Source organism: Neisseria sp. HMSC061B04 (assembly GCF_001836705.1).
Lineage (GTDB): Bacteria > Pseudomonadota > Gammaproteobacteria > Burkholderiales > Neisseriaceae > Neisseria.
Genome location: NZ_KV830231.1, coordinates 1 through 20570 on the forward strand (window position 1 = coordinate 1; position 20570 = coordinate 20570).

16 protein-coding genes are annotated in these 20570 nt (G+C 44.8%); 8 read left to right on the plus strand and 8 right to left on the minus strand.

Features of this window, described 5'->3' with window-relative positions; all coding sequences use genetic code 11:
* Positions 1 to 43: 43 nt before the first annotated feature.
* The 6 genes from HMPREF2661_RS09900 to galE form a co-directional block, all read right to left on the minus strand.
* Positions 44 to 1303, minus strand: coding sequence for a capsule biosynthesis protein (locus HMPREF2661_RS09900; RefSeq protein ID WP_070823607.1), 1260 nt, complete (start codon positions 1301 to 1303; stop codon positions 44 to 46).
* Between the two features lie 136 nt (positions 1304 to 1439).
* Complete coding sequence (locus HMPREF2661_RS09905) at positions 1440 to 3554, minus strand: capsular polysaccharide biosynthesis protein (RefSeq protein WP_049323624.1); 2115 nt, start codon at positions 3552 to 3554, stop codon at positions 1440 to 1442.
* Positions 3555 to 3579: 25 nt separating this feature from the next.
* The gene (gene rfbC / locus HMPREF2661_RS09910) at positions 3580 to 4119 is read right to left on the minus strand and encodes a dTDP-4-dehydrorhamnose 3,5-epimerase (RefSeq protein ID WP_049323700.1); all 540 of its coding nucleotides are present in this window, start codon (positions 4117 to 4119) and stop codon (positions 3580 to 3582) included.
* Positions 4120 to 4172: 53 nt separating this feature from the next.
* A complete protein-coding gene (gene rfbA, locus HMPREF2661_RS09915; RefSeq protein WP_049323623.1) occupies positions 4173 to 5039 on the minus strand; it encodes a glucose-1-phosphate thymidylyltransferase RfbA in 867 nt (288 codons plus the stop codon).
* 73 nt (positions 5040 to 5112) lie between these two features.
* Complete coding sequence (rfbB, locus tag HMPREF2661_RS09920; protein ID WP_049323622.1) at positions 5113 to 6180, minus strand: dTDP-glucose 4,6-dehydratase; 1068 nt, start codon at positions 6178 to 6180, stop codon at positions 5113 to 5115.
* A 116-nt stretch (positions 6181 to 6296) separates the two neighbouring features.
* On the minus strand, positions 6297 to 7313 hold the full coding sequence (gene galE / locus HMPREF2661_RS09925) for a UDP-glucose 4-epimerase GalE (protein WP_003747972.1): 1017 nt from the start codon (positions 7311 to 7313) through the stop codon (positions 6297 to 6299).
* Positions 7314 to 7534: 221 nt separating this feature from the next.
* Between galE and HMPREF2661_RS09930 the strand changes: the two genes are divergently transcribed.
* The 4 genes from HMPREF2661_RS09930 to HMPREF2661_RS09945 all read left to right on the plus strand — a co-directional run bounded on the left by HMPREF2661_RS09930 (position 7535) and on the right by HMPREF2661_RS09945 (position 11715).
* On the plus strand, positions 7535 to 7765 hold the full coding sequence (locus HMPREF2661_RS09930; RefSeq protein WP_003747973.1) for an acyl carrier protein: 231 nt from the start codon (positions 7535 to 7537) through the stop codon (positions 7763 to 7765).
* A gap of 3 nt (positions 7766 to 7768) precedes the next feature.
* On the plus strand, positions 7769 to 9208 hold the full coding sequence (locus HMPREF2661_RS09935) for an AMP-binding protein (protein WP_049323620.1): 1440 nt from the start codon (positions 7769 to 7771) through the stop codon (positions 9206 to 9208).
* Position 9209: 1 nt separating this feature from the next.
* Entirely contained in the window at positions 9210 to 10580 is a 1371-nt protein-coding gene (locus HMPREF2661_RS09940; protein ID WP_049323619.1) for an XcbB/CpsF family capsular polysaccharide biosynthesis protein, read from the plus strand.
* Positions 10581 to 10665: 85 nt separating this feature from the next.
* On the plus strand, positions 10666 to 11715 hold the full coding sequence (locus HMPREF2661_RS09945) for an acyltransferase (RefSeq protein ID WP_003747978.1): 1050 nt from the start codon (positions 10666 to 10668) through the stop codon (positions 11713 to 11715).
* Positions 11716 to 11786: 71 nt separating this feature from the next.
* Here the strand turns inward: HMPREF2661_RS09945 and HMPREF2661_RS09950 are convergent, their stop codons facing one another.
* The gene (locus tag HMPREF2661_RS09950) at positions 11787 to 15476 is read right to left on the minus strand and encodes a CDP-glycerol glycerophosphotransferase family protein (RefSeq protein ID WP_049323618.1); all 3690 of its coding nucleotides are present in this window, start codon (positions 15474 to 15476) and stop codon (positions 11787 to 11789) included.
* An 18-nt stretch (positions 15477 to 15494) separates the two neighbouring features.
* Positions 15495 to 16598 carry a stealth family protein gene (locus HMPREF2661_RS09955; RefSeq protein ID WP_049323616.1) on the minus strand — a complete coding sequence of 368 codons (1104 nt, stop codon included), beginning with the start codon at positions 16596 to 16598 and terminating at the stop codon, positions 15495 to 15497.
* Between the two features lie 119 nt (positions 16599 to 16717).
* Between HMPREF2661_RS09955 and HMPREF2661_RS09960 the strand changes: the two genes are divergently transcribed.
* From HMPREF2661_RS09960 to HMPREF2661_RS09975, 4 genes are read left to right on the plus strand one after another with little or no spacing between them, the layout of a single operon-like run.
* On the plus strand, positions 16718 to 17896 hold the full coding sequence (locus HMPREF2661_RS09960) for a polysaccharide biosynthesis/export family protein (RefSeq protein ID WP_049323615.1): 1179 nt from the start codon (positions 16718 to 16720) through the stop codon (positions 17894 to 17896).
* An 11-nt stretch (positions 17897 to 17907) separates the two neighbouring features.
* Entirely contained in the window at positions 17908 to 19077 is a 1170-nt protein-coding gene (locus tag HMPREF2661_RS09965) for a capsule biosynthesis protein (protein ID WP_049323613.1), read from the plus strand.
* Positions 19077 to 19874 carry an ABC transporter permease gene (locus HMPREF2661_RS09970; protein ID WP_070823610.1) on the plus strand — a complete coding sequence of 266 codons (798 nt, stop codon included), beginning with the start codon at positions 19077 to 19079 and terminating at the stop codon, positions 19872 to 19874. The genes HMPREF2661_RS09965 and HMPREF2661_RS09970 overlap by 1 nt, the downstream gene beginning before the upstream one ends.
* Positions 19871 to 20521 (plus strand): ABC transporter ATP-binding protein, encoded by a 651-nt coding sequence (locus tag HMPREF2661_RS09975; protein ID WP_003747991.1) that lies wholly within the window; start codon positions 19871 to 19873, stop codon positions 20519 to 20521. Before HMPREF2661_RS09970 ends, HMPREF2661_RS09975 begins: the two co-directional genes overlap by 4 nt.
* The last annotated feature ends 49 nt before the right edge of the window (positions 20522 to 20570 follow it).

Consider the following 20570-nt stretch of genomic DNA (forward strand, 5'->3'; position numbering starts at 1 on the left):
GAATTTAGGGCTAATCTACGTCAGCCCCATTATTTTTGCTAAGTCAGGTTGTCGGAGTGGAAGAGTCAGAGATTTTTTTGTTGGGAAAAAAGACCTGACTGTAGAAGTTGCCGTTAATTTGGGTTACGTTGAGGTGGTACATACGGTAGGCATGGAACAGGTCGCTGTCAGGCGGCGTCGGATGATTCCAAAATTCTGCCAAGGTATTTTGGTCGGTTATGCCGGGAATGTCGTAATGGGCGCGGCCGAGGACTTTGACTGGCATGTTGTGGATCAAGCCGGACAGGCCGCTGGTGCTGTTGATGGTAACCATGCCGAGGCCGTGACGTAGGAAAACGGGCAGGGGGACATCATGGACGTAAGTGATACGGCCTTTGAGTTTGGGGTGTTTTTTGATAAAGCGTTTGATGTCGCGCGAGTAGTCGATAAAGCCGCGGTCCATCGGATGATGCTTGATGATGAGGTTGGTATCGGCAGGCGCGTGCGCGGCAAAGGAGGCCAAAACATGGAGCAGGAAGCTGCGGACGCTGGAAAAGTCGCAATGGATGCGGACTTGGCTGTCGTTGAATACCTGCAAGGGAACAATAAAAAACTTGCCGTATTTGCCCGCCTCCACGCGTTTGGCGATTTGGATGTCTTCAATATAGTAGTTCAAACGCTTGAGGATGGAGATTGACCACAGTTTGAGGTAATGGCCGACATTGGATGCGCGGTGGTGGATGTAGTTCGAGTATTTGTTCGAGTTGCGGAACAATTCGATATAGTAACGGACGGCGTTTTTGGCCATGGGCGTAAACCCGCCGCGTACCGGTGTCGGCGCTTTGTATTCTTGCCGGGCCAGCTTGGGGAATTGTTCCAGAAAAAAGTCGGCACGGCGCGGCAACGGAGAAAATGCGTTGACGCCGTCTTTTTCTAAGGTGATGTAGTAGGGGCGGAAATAGCCTTCTTCAAACGCCCAGAAACTGGCTTGGTTTTCGTTTGCAATTCGTTTGGCCAGGAGATGGTAGGGACGTGTGTCGCCAAAGCAGACAACGGCCTGGATGTGATGTTGAACGATGTATTCTTGCAAAAATTCAGGAAAGGCATCGTAGCTGTCGTTAAAAGCAACGGTATGCGCTTGAGTAGGCGGATAAAAATAGTCGTCGCCTGCATTAAAGTTGAATTTATGCACGGTTTTGCCGTTTGCGGTCAGCCAGTCGGCGAGGCGCTGAAAAAAGTTGCCGACAGGGCCTTGAAGCAGCAGGATGTTTTCTGCGCTTTCAAGTAAGTTTTGCAGGTTGTTTTGGAGGACGGGCTGTTTCATGTCGCAATGTGATTTTGTTTTTTGTGTAATAGTTTTGGGTTGAACTTTTAAGCATACGCCAAGCGTATTAACGATGCAAAGGCAATGATGCCGTAATTGAGGCCGGTTTATGATGCATTGTTAATTTTGATGGCATTTATTTAAAAGATCGATATAGTTGTTTGATTTTACCTAATTTTTTGGCAAAGTACCCGCGATGTAATCCGTTGTTGTTTTTTTGCATATTTTTTTGCCGTATCAGGATTTGGGCTGCAGTTTCCGCATTGATGGCCTGATGGGTTTCGGGATGGATGTAGTCGGGATAGTGGATGAGCGTGCCGGCGATCAGCTGCCAAAGTTCAAGTCTGCGGCTGCGGCGCGGAATGGGGAGCAGATCTTGGGTAAGTCCCCAACCTGCGTAAAAAGGCAGGCCGTAGCAGCTCACTTTTTTGCCGCGCAACAAGGCTTCAAAACCGGTTAGCGAAGTCATGGTATGTACTTCGTCTGCGTATTGGAGACAGGTCAGGATATCGGCTTGTTCGGCGGTTTGGTCGGCATATCGTGCAGCATCTTCAGGGGAAATATGGCCGATACGGTTACCGCTGACTACATCGGGATGCGGTTTGTAGATGATATAGGCATCGGGGTTGCGTTCGCGTACGGTACGGAGCAAATCCAGATTGCGATAGATTTGGGGCGAACCGTAGCGGATAGACGCATCATCTTCAACCTGACCGGGAACGAGAATTACGGTTTTGTCGGTTGATGGGGCGGTAAAGTCCGAGCTGCCAACGTTGTATTTGCTGATGTGGTTTTCGGTCAGCATTTTTTGCAGCTTCAAGGCAGTCTGAAAGTCTTGATTGTCAAAGTCTTGGTTTTGCAGGATATGTTCAAGACGGGACGGGGTTTCGGCGTTGAAATAAATGCCCATATCGTCGGTAACGAGCGACAGCGGCGGGACTAAATTAGAACCGAGTCCGACCGAACGGATAAAGCCGTCTTCCATACGCAGCAGGGGGATGTGGCGTTGTTCGGCAAAACGGACGATGGCCTCTTTGCCGTTGCCCCAGGCAAGGATGCGTGCATCGTCGGACAGTTTGACCCCGTCCAGTTTTTGGGTGGAGGAGATAAATTTCAGACGGCATGAGGGTACGTTAAAGAACGGTTTGGCAACTGCGCGTTTCCACAAAGACATGCCGACGCAATACAACTCGCCACGCAATTTGTCGTTTTTGCGTTTGACCGTCGCCAGATAGTCGATGACATCAAAGAGGCTGCCTGCTTCACCAGTATTGGGGTTGAGGTAGCGGCTGTATTGCAGATAGGCTGCGGCGAAGAGTTGTAGCAAGTTGCGGGTGGCGCGGCGCTGGGTTTGGACAAGGCGGTTGATTTCAGGATGGCGGTCGTCGCTTACGCCCCATCCGGCATACCACGGCAGGCCGAAGGTGGTCAGCGGTTTACCGCACAAAAGCGCCTCAAAACCCATTTGCGAGGTAACGCAATAAACTTTATCGACGTTTTGCAACAAAGAAATCGGATTGATGTCTTCTGCCAAAAGATGGACGCGGTGTTGCTGCGCCAGCCGGGTCAGATAGCCTTGTTTTTTGCCGCACAAAACATCGGGATGGGTTTTAACCCAGATATCGGCTTGCGGGTTTTCATTCAAGACCGTCTGAAACATCAATTCAAACGTAGAGGCGTCTGCACCGCCATATTGGATGGCCATATCGCCGAAGGTTTGGTCAATGATGAGGACGGTTTCAGGTTTGGATGGGGAACGTAAAGGATGATCGTCTGAAAGTTCGGGCGCGTGGTTGTATTTGGATAGATGATGTCGCAGGATGAAATCCATCGCCTGTCGCGCTTGAGCCAAGGTTTCAGACGGCATGGTATCGGCGGCGAGAAGCAGTTGCTCCAAACGCGAAGGACGCGTGGTGTCGTAGTAGATACCGATGTCGTCATAGACGATGGAGTAGGGCGGATAACCGGCGACGCCCAGGCCGAGCGAGCGTAAAAAGCCGTCTTCCAAAGCAATAAAGGGAAGCTGGTGTTCAGCGGCGAAAGCACGCGCTTTGTGTGTCGTCGGGCGCAAACCCCAACCGACGACAGCCTCCGCTCCTTTTCCGTCTTTGCAGATATGAAATTCAGGCAATAGGGTGGAGAGATGGGGGATTTTGCGGATGCCGCGAGAGGGGATATAGGCGTTTTTCACAATGCGTTTTCGTCGATTATTGTTATTAATGGATTGTAGGCCGTCTGAAAAGAGGAACATTCTTTCAGACGGCCTGAATTATTTTTTAAAACGTGACGGCTTCGGCCAATACTTTGCCTGCCAAGTCTTTAGGCGACAGGTTCGGCTCGCCTTGTAGCGGCCAGTCGATGCCGACGCTCGGATCATTCCAAATCAGCGAGTGTTCGGCTTTGGGGTTGTAATAATCCGTGCATTTATAGACGAACTCGGCTTCGTCGCTCAGTACATAGAAACCATGTGCGAAACCTTCGGGTACCCACAGTTGGCGTTTGTTTTCTGCGGACAGAATTTCGCCCACCCATTTGCCGAAAGTGGGGGAGTCTTTACGCATATCGACGGCTACGTCGAATACTTCGCCGACAACCACGCGCACGAGTTTGCCTTGTGTGTTTTCAGTTTGATAGTGCAGGCCGCGCAATACGCCTTTGCTGGATTTGGAGTGGTTTTCCTGCACGAAGGTGCGGTCGCAGACTTGGGTTTTGAACCACTCGTCGCGGAAGGTTTCCATAAAAAAGCCGCGCGCGTCGCCGAAGACTTGCGGCTCAAGCAGTTTTACGTCAGGAATGGCGGTATCAATGATGTTCATCGTTTTATCTTTCATCTAAAGGCCGTCTGAAATATTTCAGACGGCCTCAAACATTATTTTTTCAACAGGCGCAGCAAATATTGGCCGTATTGGTTTTTTGCCATCGGGCGCGCCAGCTCTTCCAGTTTTTCATCGGAAAGCCAACCGTTACGCCAAGCGATTTCTTCCAGGCAGGCGATTTGCAGGTCTTGGATGTTTTGCACGGTTTGCACGAATGAAGCGGCTTCGTGCAGGCTCTCGTGGGTGCCAGTGTCCAGCCATGCGAAACCGCGTCCCAAAAGTTGTACCGACAATGAACCGTCTTCTAAATACATTTGGTTGAGATCGGAAATTTCCAATTCGCCGCGGGCGGACGGTTTGATTTGTTTGGCGAACTCGATGACGCGTTGGTCGTAGAAGTACAAGCCGGTTACCGCCCAATCGGATTTGGGCTGTTGCGGTTTTTCTTCGATGGATAAGGCATTGAAGTTTTCATCAAATTCAACCACGCCGAAACGCTCGGGGTCTTTGACCTGATAACCGAATACGGTTGCGCCGTGGGTCTTGGCGGCGGCCTGTTTCAATGTTTGCGTAAACGATTGGCCGTAGAAAATATTGTCACCCAAAACCAAGCAAACATTGTCGTTGCCGATAAATTCTTCGCCGATGATAAATGCCTGTGCCAAGCCGTCCGGACTGGGTTGCACGGCATAACTGATGGAAATGCCGAAATCGCTGCCGTCGCCGAGCAGGCGTTTGAAAGAGGCGTTGTCTTCGGGCGTGGTAATCACCAAAATATCGCGGATTCCTGCCAACATCAATACGGACAGGGGATAGTAAATCATGGGCTTGTCGTATACGGGCAGCAGTTGTTTGGATACGCCGCGCGTGATGGGGTAGAGGCGTGTGCCGCTGCCGCCGGCGAGGATAATGCCTTTCATGGGTTTTCTCCTGAGTAGTGTGTGTTTGCGTGATTTTCAGACGGCCTAATATGGGAACAGGCCGTCTGAAAACTTATTTTCCAGTGCCTAAACGTTCCAAACGGTAGCTGCCGTTCAATACGTTTTGCCACCAGGTTTTGTTGTCTAAATACCATTGCACTGTTTTGCGGATGCCGGATTCGAATGTTTCCTGCGGTTTCCAGCCCAGTTCCCTGCCGATTTTGGCGGCATCGATGGCGTAGCGCACGTCATGGCCGGGGCGGTCTTGTACGAAAGTAATCAAATCTTCATAACGCGCCACGCCGGCTGGTTTTTCAGGAACAAGCTCTTCCAGCAGGGCGCAGATGGTTTTGACCACTTCAATATTGGCTTTTTCATTGTGGCCGCCGATATTGTAGGTTTCGCCGACAACGCCTTCGGTAACAACCTGATACAGCGCGCGCGCGTGGTCTTCGACAAACAGCCAGTCGCGGATTTGCATTCCGTCGCCGTAAACGGGCAGCGGTTTGCCGTCGAGCGCGTTCAGAATCATCAATGGAATGAGTTTTTCCGGGAAATGGTAAGGGCCGTAGTTGTTGGAGCAGTTGGTTACAATGGTCGGCAAACCGTAAGTACGCAACCATGCGCGGACGAGGTGGTCGCTGGACGCCTTGGAAGCGGAGTAGGGGCTGGACGGCGCATATGGCGTGGTTTCGGTGAACAAATCGTCCGTACCGTGCAAATCGCCATAAACTTCATCGGTGGAAATATGGTGGAAGCGGAAGGCTTCGCTCTTTTCAGACGGCATTTGTTGCCAGTAGGCGCGTGCCGCTTCAAGCAGATTGAATGTGCCGACGATATTGGTTTGGATAAACTCGCCTGCCGAATCGATAGAGCGGTCGACATGGCTTTCCGCAGCCAAGTGCATCACGGCATCCGGCTGGTGTTGTGCGAATACGCGGTCGAGTTCGGCGCGGTTGCAAATATCCACTTGCTCAAAAGCATAGCGAGGATTATCGGCTACCTCGGCCAAAGATTCCAAATTGCCGGCATAAGTCAGCTTATCGACATTGACGACAGAGTTTTGGGTGTTTTGGATAATATGACGGACAACGGCAGAACCGATAAAGCCCGCGCCGCCGGTAACAAGGATTTTTTTCATAAGTTTCAGAGGATAGTCAAAATAATATAAACGGATTATAGCAGACAGAATGTGTGTTTTTCAGATAAAGAGGCCGTCTGAAAACATCTCTTTCAGACGGCCTGTATCAGGTCAACTCAATCGTCGTAGCCATTTGGGTTATTGCTGACCCAACGCCATGAGTCTTCCATCATCTGCGCCAAATCACGCTTGGTTTCCCAACCGGTTTGTGCTTTGGTGTAGGCAGGGTCGGCGTAGAAACAGGCCAAATCGCCATCGCGACGCGGTTTGATTTGGAACGGAATAGTCAAACCGGAGGCCGCCTCAAAGGCACGGATGATTTCCAATACCGAATAAGCACGTCCCGAACCCAAATTAAACAGGTGTACGCCCGAAACATCGCTTTTCGCCTGCATCGCCGCCACATGGCCTTCCGCCAAATCCATCACATGGATATAGTCGCGCATACCCGTACCATCGGGAGTAGGGTAGTCGTCGCCGAAAACTGACAATTGCGGCAGCTTGCCTGAAGCCACTTGGCAGATATAAGGCAGCAGATTGTTTGGGATACCGTTTGGCTGCTCGCCGATCAAACCGCTTTCATGCGCACCGATAGGGTTGAAATAGCGCAACAAAATCACGCTCCAGCGCGGATCGGCCTTTTGAATATCCGTCAAAATGCGCTCCACCATAGACTTCGACGTACCGTAAGGGCTGGTCGTATCTCCCGGTTGCATATCTTCCGTATAAGGCACTTTACCCGGATCGCCGTAAACCGTAGCAGATGAGCTGAACACAATCTTAAATACACCGGCACGCGCCATTTCTTCAGCCAAAACCAAGCTGCCCGACACATTGTTGTCATAGTATTTCATTGGCTCGGCCACGCTTTCACCGACTGCCTTCAAGCCGGCAAAATGAATGACGGCATCAATATCGTGTTCGGCAAAGATTTGACGCAACACTTCACGATCACGGATATCCCCTTGGTAAAAAGGCACAGACTTGCCGGTAATCTTTTCCAAGCGCGGGAGGATGTTGGCAGACGAATTGCACAAATTGTCCAAAATCACGGCATTAAAGCCTGATTTCAACAGGGAAACAACGGTATGGGAGCCGATGAAGCCGGTACCGCCGGTAATAAGAATAGTCATTGGTTTTCCTTAATTAAAATTGTGTTTGGAAGTCGTGAAACCGGTTGGCTGAAAATACAAACGCTTTCAGATGATCTGATGTAAATGTTGTCAAAGAGGGATTGCTTTATTTGGATATTGTATATTTAGTTACCTGAAAAGTAAAAAAATATGGGATAATCACAGTGTTATGCACAGGGTGCAAAGCGTTATCATTTCAATTTTAATAAAAGGATCTTACCATGTCAGTATCTAACGAAGTTTTGGCGTTGATTTCACAAGTTGCACAAAAACAAGTGTCAGCAAATGAAGAATTGTTGTCTACAGGACTTATTGATTCCGTGAGCGCAATGGATTTGGTTATGGCCATCAAACAAAAATTTGATGTTGATTTGCCGTTTGAGCAATTGGTTGATATTTTGGCAAATTCAGCCAATATCATTCAATATGTTGAAAATAATTACAAAGGCTAAATCATGAAACAATTAAATGAATTCCAAAATCTTGATGATTTTTTGGAATACCGTTTCAACCAAACTTCGGGAAAAGCGTTAGTTAATGATACTCAGGAATGTTCTTGGGAAGAGTTGCGCGTAAAAATAGCCACATTTATCGAGGCTTACAAAAGCATAGCAGATATTACCAAAAACATTCCTTTGGTGTTGCACGGCCATAAAGAAATTGATTTTGCAGTGGCAATTTATGCCTGCTTATTAAACAAAATCCCTTTTATTCCGGTGGATAGTATTTATCCTGAAAGCCGTCTGAACAATATCTGCCAACTGTCGAAAGCACGCTTTGTGTACCGTTCGGCAACGCAAACTTTTGAAAAGCAGACTGATGAAGAAGTAGAGCTGGCTGAAAAAGATTTGGCTTACATCATGTTTACTTCAGGAACAACCGGCGCACCTAAGGGTGTGCAAATCGGTCGTGAAGCTGTATTCAACCTGATGAAATGGATGAAAGAGCAGCTTAATTTAGCCGCACCTAATGTGTTTATGAATCAGGCTCCGTTTGCATTTGATTTGTCAATGTACGAAATCTTTGGCAACTTGGCTTATGGTGGTTGTATTGTCATGAACAGTCGTGATGCTATTTCTAATCCTGCCACCTGGATTGATTTTTTGGCCAAACAACAAATTACTACTTGGGTTTCCACGCCTTCTTTTGCCATGCAGCAGCTGCTTAACCCTAAATGTAGTCAGGCTACTTTACCGAGTTTGAAAGAATTTTTGTTCTGTGGCGAAAAACTTGGCAAACCGGTAGTAAATATGATTTTTCAAAAATTTCCCGGTGTCCGTGTTATCAATACCTATGGTCCGACTGAGGCTACTGTAGCAACAACTTACGTTGATATTACACCTGATATGCTGGCGGCAGAAGAAGAGTTGCCTGTAGGCGTTGCCGTGCTTAATTCCAAATTAGTGATTGTTGACGAAGAGATTTGGATTAGCGGTAACCATGTGATGCGTGGCTATCTGAACAACGAAACTGAAAATGCCAAACGTTTGGTCGTACACAGTGCAGATAACCGTACTTATAAAACAGGTGACTACGGTTTTGAAAAAAATGGATTGTTCTATGTACAAGGCCGTAAAGACGAGCAGATTAAGCTCAATGGCTACCGTATCGAACTTTCAGAAATTGAAGAAAAAATCCTTAACCTTAAGGAATTTGCCTTTGATAATGTGGCAGTAGTGGCTTTGAAACGCAACACAGGCGCAGTATTGCGTTTGGTGTGTTTCTATACAGCCAAGCAAAGTGGAGATACTCAGGCGATCAAAGACGCATTAGTACAAAATTTACCGTCTTACATGATGCCGTCTGAATTTATTCACATTGATGAAATTCCAGTCAGCACCAACCACAAAACCGACAAAAAAGCATTGTTGGAAAAATATCAACAGGGTTTATAAAATGGATTTATATAAAATTCAGCAAAACATCTTACGAAAAGCCAAGATTGATCCTCAAAAGGTTAACGCTTGGATTTATAACAATCAAAGTATAGTGTTTGATTTTCTGTTGAACGACTATTTTGTCAGCGTCAGTTATACGGCAGTAGGTCAAACTTTTAACTTTATTGAGCGTAATAAGAGCAAAGTTTCTAAGATTTCCGGCTTCCATAAATTTCTGAAATATATTTCAGAAGTTTATGGAAGTTACCCACAATCGGTTAATCAAGAAAAGACAGTATTGTCTTTTAAATTTGCTGAAGCCGATTGGGCAAAAATCGAGGATAAATTTAGTGAGATTTTAGAAGTTACTTCCATTTATCTTGGCAGCGAACTGTGCTACATCCTGAATGTTGAAAAAAATAAAGGCATTAATTTAGCCGAGTACTTGGATAAGCCGGAAGTTGAATACATTGGTGTTAAAGGCGACAGTAATGAGTTTTTCCTAAGCTATGCTCGGAATCATGGTCTAAGTGATTATGTTTATGAGCTAAATAATAGAGGCTTTTTGGCTGTTGAACACAAAATGGGCGTAAGTGTGTTCCGTCGTGTGAATAAGCACAGTTATAAAGATCTTTTGGCTTATTTCCCAGACTCTTTCCATGAGTTGGAAAATGTCATTTATACTGTTGAAGCACCGAAAGTATTGAGTGCCAACAAGAAAAACCTATTGGTGTTGTTCTCTTATACCAATAAGAGCAATGAGAATATGGTTGACCGTTATTATAGCCACCCATTTCCATTTATCAGCAACAGTATTATGCCAAATACTTACATTATCCGTATGGCTGATGTATCGGACGCGTTTGGCAGTCATGGGTTGAATACAAAGTTTGATGAAAATATCGAAGACAATATCCAGCGTTTCATTAAGAGCCTGATGAGTATTTATGGCGTAGATAAGAAAAACGTAGTCATTTGCGGTGCATCATCAGGCGGTACAGGGGCGGTATATCACGGCTTAATTGGTGGGTACAAAACCTTTGCAATCGACCCATTTTTGGGCAACCATAAATACTATGGTGGCAAAGATCCATTGTATCTGCATTCTATCCGTACGCCGATTTTGGAGACTTTCAAAAAGCTACCAGATGTAATTGATCATAACCTTGAAAATCAAGTGGTCATTTCATCGGCTAAGGTATCAGAGTTTTATCCGGATATTAAAGAGTTGAAAGAAGCATTGCCTACAGTTGTATTATGCGAGTTTGACTTTGAAAAAATTCAAAAGCACATAGATTTTTCAGGCAACACAGTATTCTTGTCCAATACCATTATCAATAATTTGCTGTTGGACATCCATATCACTGATTCGGACATTAATCTGAACTAAATGCGAAGTAAATAGACAGTAAGTTTTAAATTTACTGTCTATTTTTTTAAGATTTGAACCATATTTATCATGTTTGGGGAATGTAATGGTAGATAAAACGACTGAAGAATTTCAGCAAGAAATTCTTAAAAATATCAAATTAAAAAATACGTCTGTTGATATTTATTATCAGCAGAATGTGTACTGCAATTTCAAATCTGACCGTGAAACACCATTTTCTGTCAGTTTAAATTTAGTTTGGCAAAAGATTTTCCTGTTTTATCGTAATAAAAGTGAGATAGATAATATCGGAGAAATGTTTCCAAACTTCAGTTTATCTAAGCAGGATGGGGATAATGTATACATTTATGATGTCAGTGCTTTGGATTTTGCCCAAACCTGTGCGGTCTTTATCAAATTGGCCGAACGTGCGGAACAATATTTTTCTGAACGGCCAGTAGTTAACAGCCGTAAAAAAGAAGTGATGTCAGGTAATTATATCGACACTTCCGGAAATAAAATTACTGCACCTGATAATCTGCGAAACTGTCATTTCCAATTTCTAGGAGGAGGTGGGAATGAAGTTGTTATCCACCCTAATGCAAACTTGCGTAATGTATTTTTAGAATTTTTAGGCAAGGATAGCAAAGTCTATATTGGAGAAAATGTTTCTATGCAAGGCCAATGGTGTTTGGGAGTAGGCTGTACGATTAACATCGGCAGTAAAACTACTAGTACCAATCCGGTTTATATTACTGTTGCCGAACATACAACCTTGTCCATTGGTGAAGATTGTATGTTTGCCACTAATAATCAAATCCGTACTGATGATGCACACCCGATTTATGATGTTCATACTGGAAAACGTTTAAATGTTTCTAAAGACGTTACCATTGGAGACAGAGTGTGGGTAGCCTATGGCGCAACAATTTGGGGTGGTACAAAGATTGGTAGCGGTAGTATTGTTGGTGCATTTTCGGTAGTGAAAAAACATTTTCCTAATAACTGCGTTATTGCAGGTGTGCCGGCTAAAGTCATACGCAAAGATGTATTTTGGGAACGCAATAATGTTTTATATACAGATATAGATGAAGGTAAGGATTTGGCAGAAATGAATCATGTCACCTATATCAATTCAACAGTAGAACTTGATTAGTGCATCTAACAGTAAAGGCCGTCTGAAAACATAAAAGTTTTCAGACGGCCTTTTTTAAGATAAGACAAAGGTTATTCTAAACAAGCCAATTGTTTTTTCAGACACTCAGCCTGTAATGCCTTGTCACCTTTAGCTTCGGCTATTTCAGCTGCCAGTTTCCAATATGCTGCTGTGTCTTGTAGAGAGAGACTGTCAAAATAACGTTGTGCTGCCTGATGGTTTTTCAGACGGCATAAAGCAGTTGTATAAAGATACATCGTTTCCGGTGAGGCTTGTGCAAAATCAGCCAATATTTTGGTGACAGACTCCCAATCTTGGTTTTGGGCAAGTTTTTCAGCTTCATACAAGGCCAAAGACGGATTCTCGGGATATTTTTGGCGCAGTTGAGCCAATAGATATCTTTCACCGTCAGTGTTACCGGCAGCGTACATTTTTTTCAGATAATCGACTGTTAAATCTTCAGGAATTAAGAGCAGATTTTCTTCAAAGGCACGGTTAAGCTGGGTAAATAGTTTTTCAGAATCACCGCGTAATTTTGCCAGTCTTGCAATGGCGATACGGCAACTTGGATCATTTTGAGTATGTTTTTCAAAAGCAACCAAATACTGATGCGCGCCTTGTAAGTTACCAAGTTTCATGCAGAGGTAAGAAGCCAACAGCTCGGGTTTGAGATAGCCTTTTTGGCGATCGTCCAAGCTATCAATATACGTTTTCAGTAAAGCCAATGCTACAAAATAATTCTGCTCCGATAGCTTTTGTGCTACGGTCAACAAAGGTTGATATGAATCGGGTAAGTCTGTACCTATCCGGGCAAACAGTTTTTCAGACGGCCTTTTTGCTTGGTGAAACGAGGCTGCAAGTAATGCGACAAGTAAATCATTTTGCGTTCCTATATGCTCGTTTTCAGCAAAAAATTCCGCCCCTTTAACGGCATTACCGATATATAAGTCCATTTTCGCATACCAGTAACCTGCGGTATCGGGATAATCAGGTAACAGGTTTTGCAAAGTATCAAACTGGTTGCTCTCAAATAAAGCGTTCAGATAACGATGGCGATAATCAGCTGTTTCTTCCGCATTCAGACGGCCTGTATCAAGCAGAGTTTGGATACGGCTTGCAGCCAAGTCCCATACCTGATGATTTTCTGCTTGCTCAATCATATTGATTAAAATCGGCAGATTGTCAGCGGTTTCGGCATGGTCAAGAGCAGTAATAGCTTGATACACACGTTCGCAGTTGCCACCTTCCTGGAAGGGGAAAGTATCGCGGATGCGAGCAAGATATTCGGGTTTGGCATGTCCTGATTTTAAAATGCTTTCTAATTCAGTCAGCGTTTCATGCTGATTGATGGTAATAGGGCCAAATCCGTCAGTTTCGTAAGAGAAATAGCCTTTTTGATAGGTGTGCGTACCTGAAAAGAAGGCTTCTTTATCAAATTGATAGTAAATAATTGCCTTATTCAGATAGGCCATGTCAAATGCTACTGATGAGTAGTCGGTAATCAATACGGCACAACGTCCGAAAAGATACTGGATACTTTCAGTTTCACGCAGTCCACTCCAGATTTTTATATAGGTAGGGACATTCATTACTTCCAAATAGGGCTCGATATTTGGGTGTGGTGCAAAAATTACTTCGTAGCCGTAGGTTTCTGCCATTTCCTTCAGGCGCTGGTCGTGAAGCAGAGCCTGCCAGTAACGGGCATAGTCAGTTTCCATAAAAGCACTGTTGAGCGTACGAGTATTGCTACCTGTACCGATATTTTGACCGACAATGTTATTGCGCCAAGTTGGCATAATCAGGATCTTGCGACTGTCGGGCTTATTTTTTGATAGTAAGGAGTCGTAGCGTGGAAATCCAGTTAGTGCTACTTCTTTTTCGGTCAGCTTGTAGGTATTGAAGTCAGCCTTAATCGAGCGACTTTCTGGCTCAGTAGTGGTAATGAAACAGTGTAGGTTTTGTTTGCTATTTGTCCATGCAGAAAGATTGTCTTTGGTTACTCCGTGCTGAAGAAAGACAAATTTTTTGCTGTGTTCGTATAAATCCCCAAAATAATTGTTGATGTGTTTTTCCAAATGACTGGAAATGATTTTTTCAGCTTTACGCAAATGTCGTTCATATTCACTACCGCCGAATTCTACAAGTTTGAAGCCTTCTTGTTCGAGACGGTTCCAGTCTGGGGCAGTTTTGTTAAGTACGAAATAGCAAGTTTGTTCAGGGTGGTTCTGCATCATATAACGATAAAAATGCTCGGCGTTGTCATCGGCTTTGGTTTCCCTGTCCATCAAGAGCCAACTGCCGTCTGAAAGGTATTTTTCAGACGGCGTAAATAAACCGGTAAGTTCATTTAATGCGATGCCGTGCATAAAGGTTTTACCTTTAATCGAAATTCGCATTGCTTTTTTGTTGAGTAGGATATTAATTTTGGCGTTGTCTGCAACGTCACCATAGGGAATCCACAAACGTTTTTCGTAAACAAATAATTGTTCATTTAGCTTATTGACCACGCTTTTTGCATAGACAGGAATAAGATCACGCCCATCGGCTTGCACAGAATATGGCTGGTCAAAATAGGTAAAATAGCTGATAAGGAACTGTTTGCGTTCACGATCGATATTTTCGACATAGGCGATTTGGAATGGTGGCTCGCTCTGTTTGAACATTCCAAGCATACCAACTTTATGGAATAGCCATACTCCCGCCAAGCCAAATTCCATAATATTTTTTTGATCAATATAATTAAAAACCTGCTGCATTAGATCATAAAAATGTGATTTTTGTTTAGTATTTAACAAATCTAGACGTTCAGGTCTATTAAGCAATTGTTGGATATACCAAGCCATATCATATAATGCGGTTTTTTGTATTGAGGAGGGTACATGCCCTAAGCGGTTTTTATAGTTTTGAAGCATAGGCAAGAAGCCATACTCAAAAACATTAGAAAACTTTTCTACTTTTTGCCAAGAAGTATCTAAAGTGGATGTGCCACTTTCACGTTTGCGATAGAAATAGACGGCATCTCTGTCAAACACAGCTTTTGCGTCCTGCAAATCTAATAAATAGTCTGCAATAAATTTGCCATCTTCAAAGTTTGGCTTAACATTGTGGTTAAACACCAAATTCTGTTTTTTAATATGGCTGACTCTGAAAAAGGTTGAGGCAGCAGACATATTGATAAATTTATCGAGCTTAGCAACATCAATAACGTGGGTTTTGTTAAAACGGAATCTTAGAGGATGACTGTCTTTAATGATATTTTGATTTTCAAAGAAAAACTTCATGTTAGTAGCTACAGTTACCGCCGACGGATGTTGGCTAATTTGAGTATCTACTGATTTGAAGTAGTCAGGGTGAAGATAATCGTCAGGGTCAGTAAATACTACCCATTCAGTTTGTGTATGTTGCAAACCCAGATTGCGTGCCGAGGCCTGGCCGCCATTTTCTTTGTAAAAATAATGGATATTTTGGGGAAACTTGGCTTGCCATCGTTTGATGATTTCTGCCGAATGGTCGGTTGATCCATCATCTACTAGAATGATTTGAATGTGTTTTTTGAAATTCAAGCTTTGTTTGACGATACTGTCAAAGTATTCATCAAGGTATTTTTCGACGTTATAAACGGCCGAAACGATTGTAAATTGATTATTACCTTCGTATTTTAAGGGAAGGTATTTTTTGAGTTTCATTACGCGTTTGGCGTACATGTCGCGGAAAAAGAGTTTAGGGTCTCGTAAGAGCTTCCGAAATTTTTTATTGTTCATTTTTTTGACCTTTTATTTTTATTTGGTTTTGAAGTAATTTTCCAGCATTTGAATCAGTTTGTCCTGGTAGTTTTCAATCTGTTGCTGGCTGTGAAAATCGTTGGCACAAAAAGAGTGTGGCTGCCGCCCATTTTTTTTATTTTCTAAGAGCTTGATATATTGTGCAGGCGCTTTGTTGGAGCGGATATTAAAATAATAACATATTTCATTACCTACTGTAGATTTCCTGTTTAAAAACATCAGCCAAGGTACGAGGAAGGTGGCAAGATTGAGATCGTGGTTAGAACGGAAACGGTTGGATAAAAAGGCTTCAATCTCAGTACGGTAGTGCTGCCAAGCAAATTGAAAGCTGCTTTTATGCAGTGGGATATAGGTGTGTACTAACGGACGGTCGATGCGGCAGTCGTAGTGCTGTTGTAATAGTGCGATACAGTTTTTTGAGGCGGAAAGAGTGGGTGTATCGGTTCCTCTTTCGGACATTTGTTTTAGGCTCTTGTCTGCAATAAAAAGTGAGGCAATGCCGTTGGCGTGAAAGAAGTGTTCCTTCGGTAATGGACGGGCAACAAATACATCATCGTTAAAATAGATGAAGTGTTCATTTAGATTGGGAATGTTGTGCAGGTGTGCTTCGATTACATGCGAATTGAAGGTGGGCAGGTATTGCGGGTCAATGATTTGACTGTGATCTATTATGCTGACGTTGGGATAGTCGACAGGATTGAGCCAATCGGGGCGTTGGTTGTCGGTAATGATGTAGATATGGTTAACCCACGGCAGGAAGGTACGCACGCTGTGAAGTGAATAGTAAAGTTCGTTGTGGTTGCTGAAACGGGCTTCGTCATTATTGTGGAGTGCGTCTTGTTCGGCAGTAGGGCTATGTTGGCGGCGGCGTTGCTGCCATTTGGGATCTTGATTATTTACCCATGTGAAAACGACATCAACTTTAATAGGGGTAAGGTTGATACTATTTTCAAGTTCGGCTAAATACAGGGTGTTGTCGATAATGACCGGTTCGTCAGACTCTGTTGTACGCTGTTCGGCGTTGCGGACAGGGTATCTTTTGTTGAGATAGTCGCGGAAGAATACACCTGGTTGTCGAATCAGTTTTTTAAGTTTCCTCATGACGGTATTCGCTGTAATGTGATGTTTTTTGATACTTATGTCAGGTTTTCAGACGGCCTAATATTTCATCAGGTGTTATAATGGTCGTGCTTAATTAAAAGTATAGTGAGATTTAATCGATGTTGAAAGCAGAATGTCTTACCCGCAGGGGCATGTTATTGTTGTGTGTCAGCCTGTTAGCCGCATGCTCTTCTCTTCCTAATTCCGGCCCAAGTACACGAAATGTTGTTGCTTTGGGGCAACAGCCGGCTACAGCCGAAGTGCCGGAGGTGGAATTAATTGATGTGAATGGCGCGGTGGCTCAGTCACTATATCAAGCGCAAGTTAATCAGTCATTTGCTCAGTTGGGCGATGGTACATCATCAATAGGGGCTATCAATATAGGTGATGTACTGGATATTACGATTTGGGAAGCTCCTCCGGCTGTGTTGTTCGGTGGGGCTTTGTCGTCTACCGGTTCGGGTAATGCGCAGCAAACGAAGCTGCCTGAACAGATGGTCAGCTCTTCAGGTACGATTTCTGTGCCGTTTATCGGCGATGTGTCTGTCCTCGGTAAAACACCGGTTCAGGTGCAAAATATTATCAAAAGCCGTCTGAAAAAAATGGCGAACCAGCCGCAGGTAATGGTGCGCATGGTGCAAAATAATGCGGCGAATGTATCGGTTATCCGCGCGGGTAACAGTGTGCGTATGCCTTTGACGGCTGCAGGCGAGCGTGTGTTGGATGCGGTGGCTGCGGTGGGCGGTTCGACTGCGAATGTTCAGGATACGAACGTACAGCTGACACGTGGCAATGTTGTCAGAACGATTGCTTTGGAAGATTTGGTGGCGCATCCGCGTCAAAACATTCTGTTGCGTCGCGGTGATGTGGTCACAATGATTACTAATCCGAGCACATTTACTTCTATGGGTGCGGTCGGTCATACGCAGCAGATTGGTTTCTCTGTGAAGGGCTTGTCTTTGGCTGAGGCTGTGGGACGTATGGGCGGTTTGCAGGATTATCGTGCAGATGCGCGTGGCGTATTTGTATTCCGCTATGCGCCTTTGTCCGAGCTGCCCCCTGAGAAGCAATCCAAATGGGCTGAAAAGGGTTATGGCGATCGTGCGGAGATTCCTGTGGTCTACCGTTTGAACCTGGCAGATGCGAATTCTATGTTTTGGATGCAGCGTTTCCCTGTGAAGGATAAGGACGTGGTGTACGTATCGAATGCGCCGATGGCTGAAGTACGCAAGTTCTTGTCATTTGTGTTCTCGCCTGTGGTTAGCGGTGCGAACAGTATTAATAATTTAGTGAATTAATGGGGAAAATAATGTCTGAGCAAGTTTCTGCAAATGTGGATGTGAAACCGGAACAACCGGCTCCCGAAAAGAAAAAAGCCAAGAAGTCTTGGTTGCGTAAGATTAATCCGTTGCTTTTGGTAACGGTTGTCGTGCCGACTTTGTGTTCCGGTGTGTATTACGGACTATTTGCTTCTGATCAGTTCACATCCCAGTCCAGCTTTGTGGTGCGTTCTCCTAAGAGCCAATCGTCTTTGAACGGCTTGGGCGCTATTTTGCAGGGGTCTGGTTTCTCTCGTGCGCAAGACGATATTTATACCGTGCAGGAATATATGCAGTCGCGTTCGGCTTTGGACGCGTTGCGTAAGAAAATGCCCGTTCGTGATTTTTATGAAAAAGAAGGCGACATCTTCAGCCGTTTTAATGGTTTTGGCCTGCGTGGCGAGGATGAGGCCTTTTATCAATACTACCGCGATAAGGTAGCCATCCATTTTGACTCTGTCTCAGGCATTTCCAATTTGAGCGTTACATCGTTCAATGCCGGTGAATCTCAAAAGATCAATGATGCTTTGCTCAAACAGGGTGAGGTATTGATCAACCAGCTGAACGAGCGTGCCCGTCAGGACACGATTCGTTATGCTCAGGAAGTGGTCAATTCGGCTGAAGAGAAAGTTAAAGAAGCTTCGGCTCAATTGACGAAATTCCGTGTGTCCAACGGTATTTTCGACTTGAAGGCGCAATCTGATGTGCAAATGGGTTTGGTATCCAAATTGCAGGACGAGTTGATTGTCATTCAAACCCAGCTTGACCAGGTAAAAGCCGTTACTCCTGAAAACCCGCAAATTCCGGGTCTGATTGCGCGTGAGAAGAGCTTGCGTAAAGAAATTTCGCAACAAATGAAAGCGATTTCCGGCGGCGGCGAGGGTTCGTTGTCCAATCAAGCGGCGGAATATCAACGAGTTTATCTGGAAAACGAATTGGCCGAGAAACAATTGGCTGCGGCGATGACTTCTTTGGAAAGTGCAAAAGCGGAAGCGGATCGTCAGCAGCTGTATTTGGAAGTGATTTCCCAACCGAACAAACCTGACTTGGCGCATGAGCCAAACCGTCTTTACAACATCGTGGCAACGTTTGTCATCGGTTTGATTGTCTATGGCATTGCCGTGTTGCTGTCTGCAAGTATCCGTGAGCATAAAAACTGATGAAAGAGCTACATAAAACATCGTTTTTGGAGTCGCTGCTTATCCAAAAAAGGGTAATCGGCGCACTCTTAATGCGTGAAATTATTACTCGCTACGGTCGTAATAACATTGGTTTTTTGTGGTTGTTTGTCGAACCTTTGCTGCTGACTTTGGTTATGGTGTTGATGTGGAAATTTTTCCGCATGCACAACGTGTCAGCTTTGAATATCGTGGCATTCACGCTGACAGGCTATCCGATGATGATGATGTGGCGTAATGCTTCCAATCGTGCTATCGGTTCGATTTCGGCCAACACAAGCCTGCTGTATCACCGAAATGTACGCGTTTTGGATACCATTTTTGCGCGTATGTTGTTGGAGATTGCCGGCGCCACCATTGCGCAGGTCGTGATTATGTTCGCATTGGTCATCATTGGTTGGATTGATGTACCGGCAGATATTTTCTATATGTTGTTGGCTTGGCTTTTGATGGCAATGTTTGCCGTTGGATTGGGGCTGGTCATCTGTTCGGTCGCGTTTCACTTTGAGCCGTTTGGTAAGGTTTGGAGTACCATCAGTTTTGTGATGATGCCTTTGTCCGGCGTGTTTTTCTTCGTGCACAACCTGCCTCAGCAGTTGCAACATTATGTGCTGATGCTTCCGATGGTGCATGGTACAGAAATGTTCCGTGCCGGATATTTTGGCGACAGCGTTACGACTTACGAAAATCCTTGGTATATTTTGTTGTGTAACTTGGTTTTGCTGCTGCTTGGTTTGGCGATGGTGGCGAGATTCAGCAAAGGGGTTGAGCCGCAATGATTTCAGTTGAACACGTTTCCAAACGCTATCTGACCCGCCAAGGTTGGCGGACAGTCTTGCACGATATCAACTTCAAAATGGAAAAGGGCGAGAAAATCGGTATTCTCGGCCGTAACGGTGCAGGTAAATCGACGCTTATTCGTTTGATTAGCGGCGTTGAGCCGCCAACCACGGGCGAAATCAAGCGAACAATGAGTATTTCTTGGCCTTTGGCATTCTCCGGTGCGTTTCAAGGCAGTTTGACCGGTATGGACAATTTGCGTTTCATCTGCCGGATTTACAATGTCGATATCGATTATGTGAAGAACTTTACCGAAGAGTTTTCCGAGCTGGGTCAATATCTTTACGAGCCGGTCAAGCGTTATTCTTCGGGTATGAAGGCGCGTTTGGCATTTGCTTTGTCGTTGGCGGTAGAATTTGACTGCTATCTGATTGACGAAGTGATTGCGGTTGGCGACTCGCGCTTTGCCGATAAATGTAAGTACGAGTTGTTTGAAAAGCGCAAAGACCGTTCTATCATTTTGGTGTCGCACAGCCACAGCGCCATGAAGCAATATTGCGATAATGCGATGGTGCTGGAAAAAGGGCATATGTACCAGTTTGAAGATATGGACAAAGCCTACGAATATTATAATTCGCTGCCTTAAAGCGATTGTTTTTTAAATCAGGCCGTCTGAAATTTCAGACGGCCTGTCC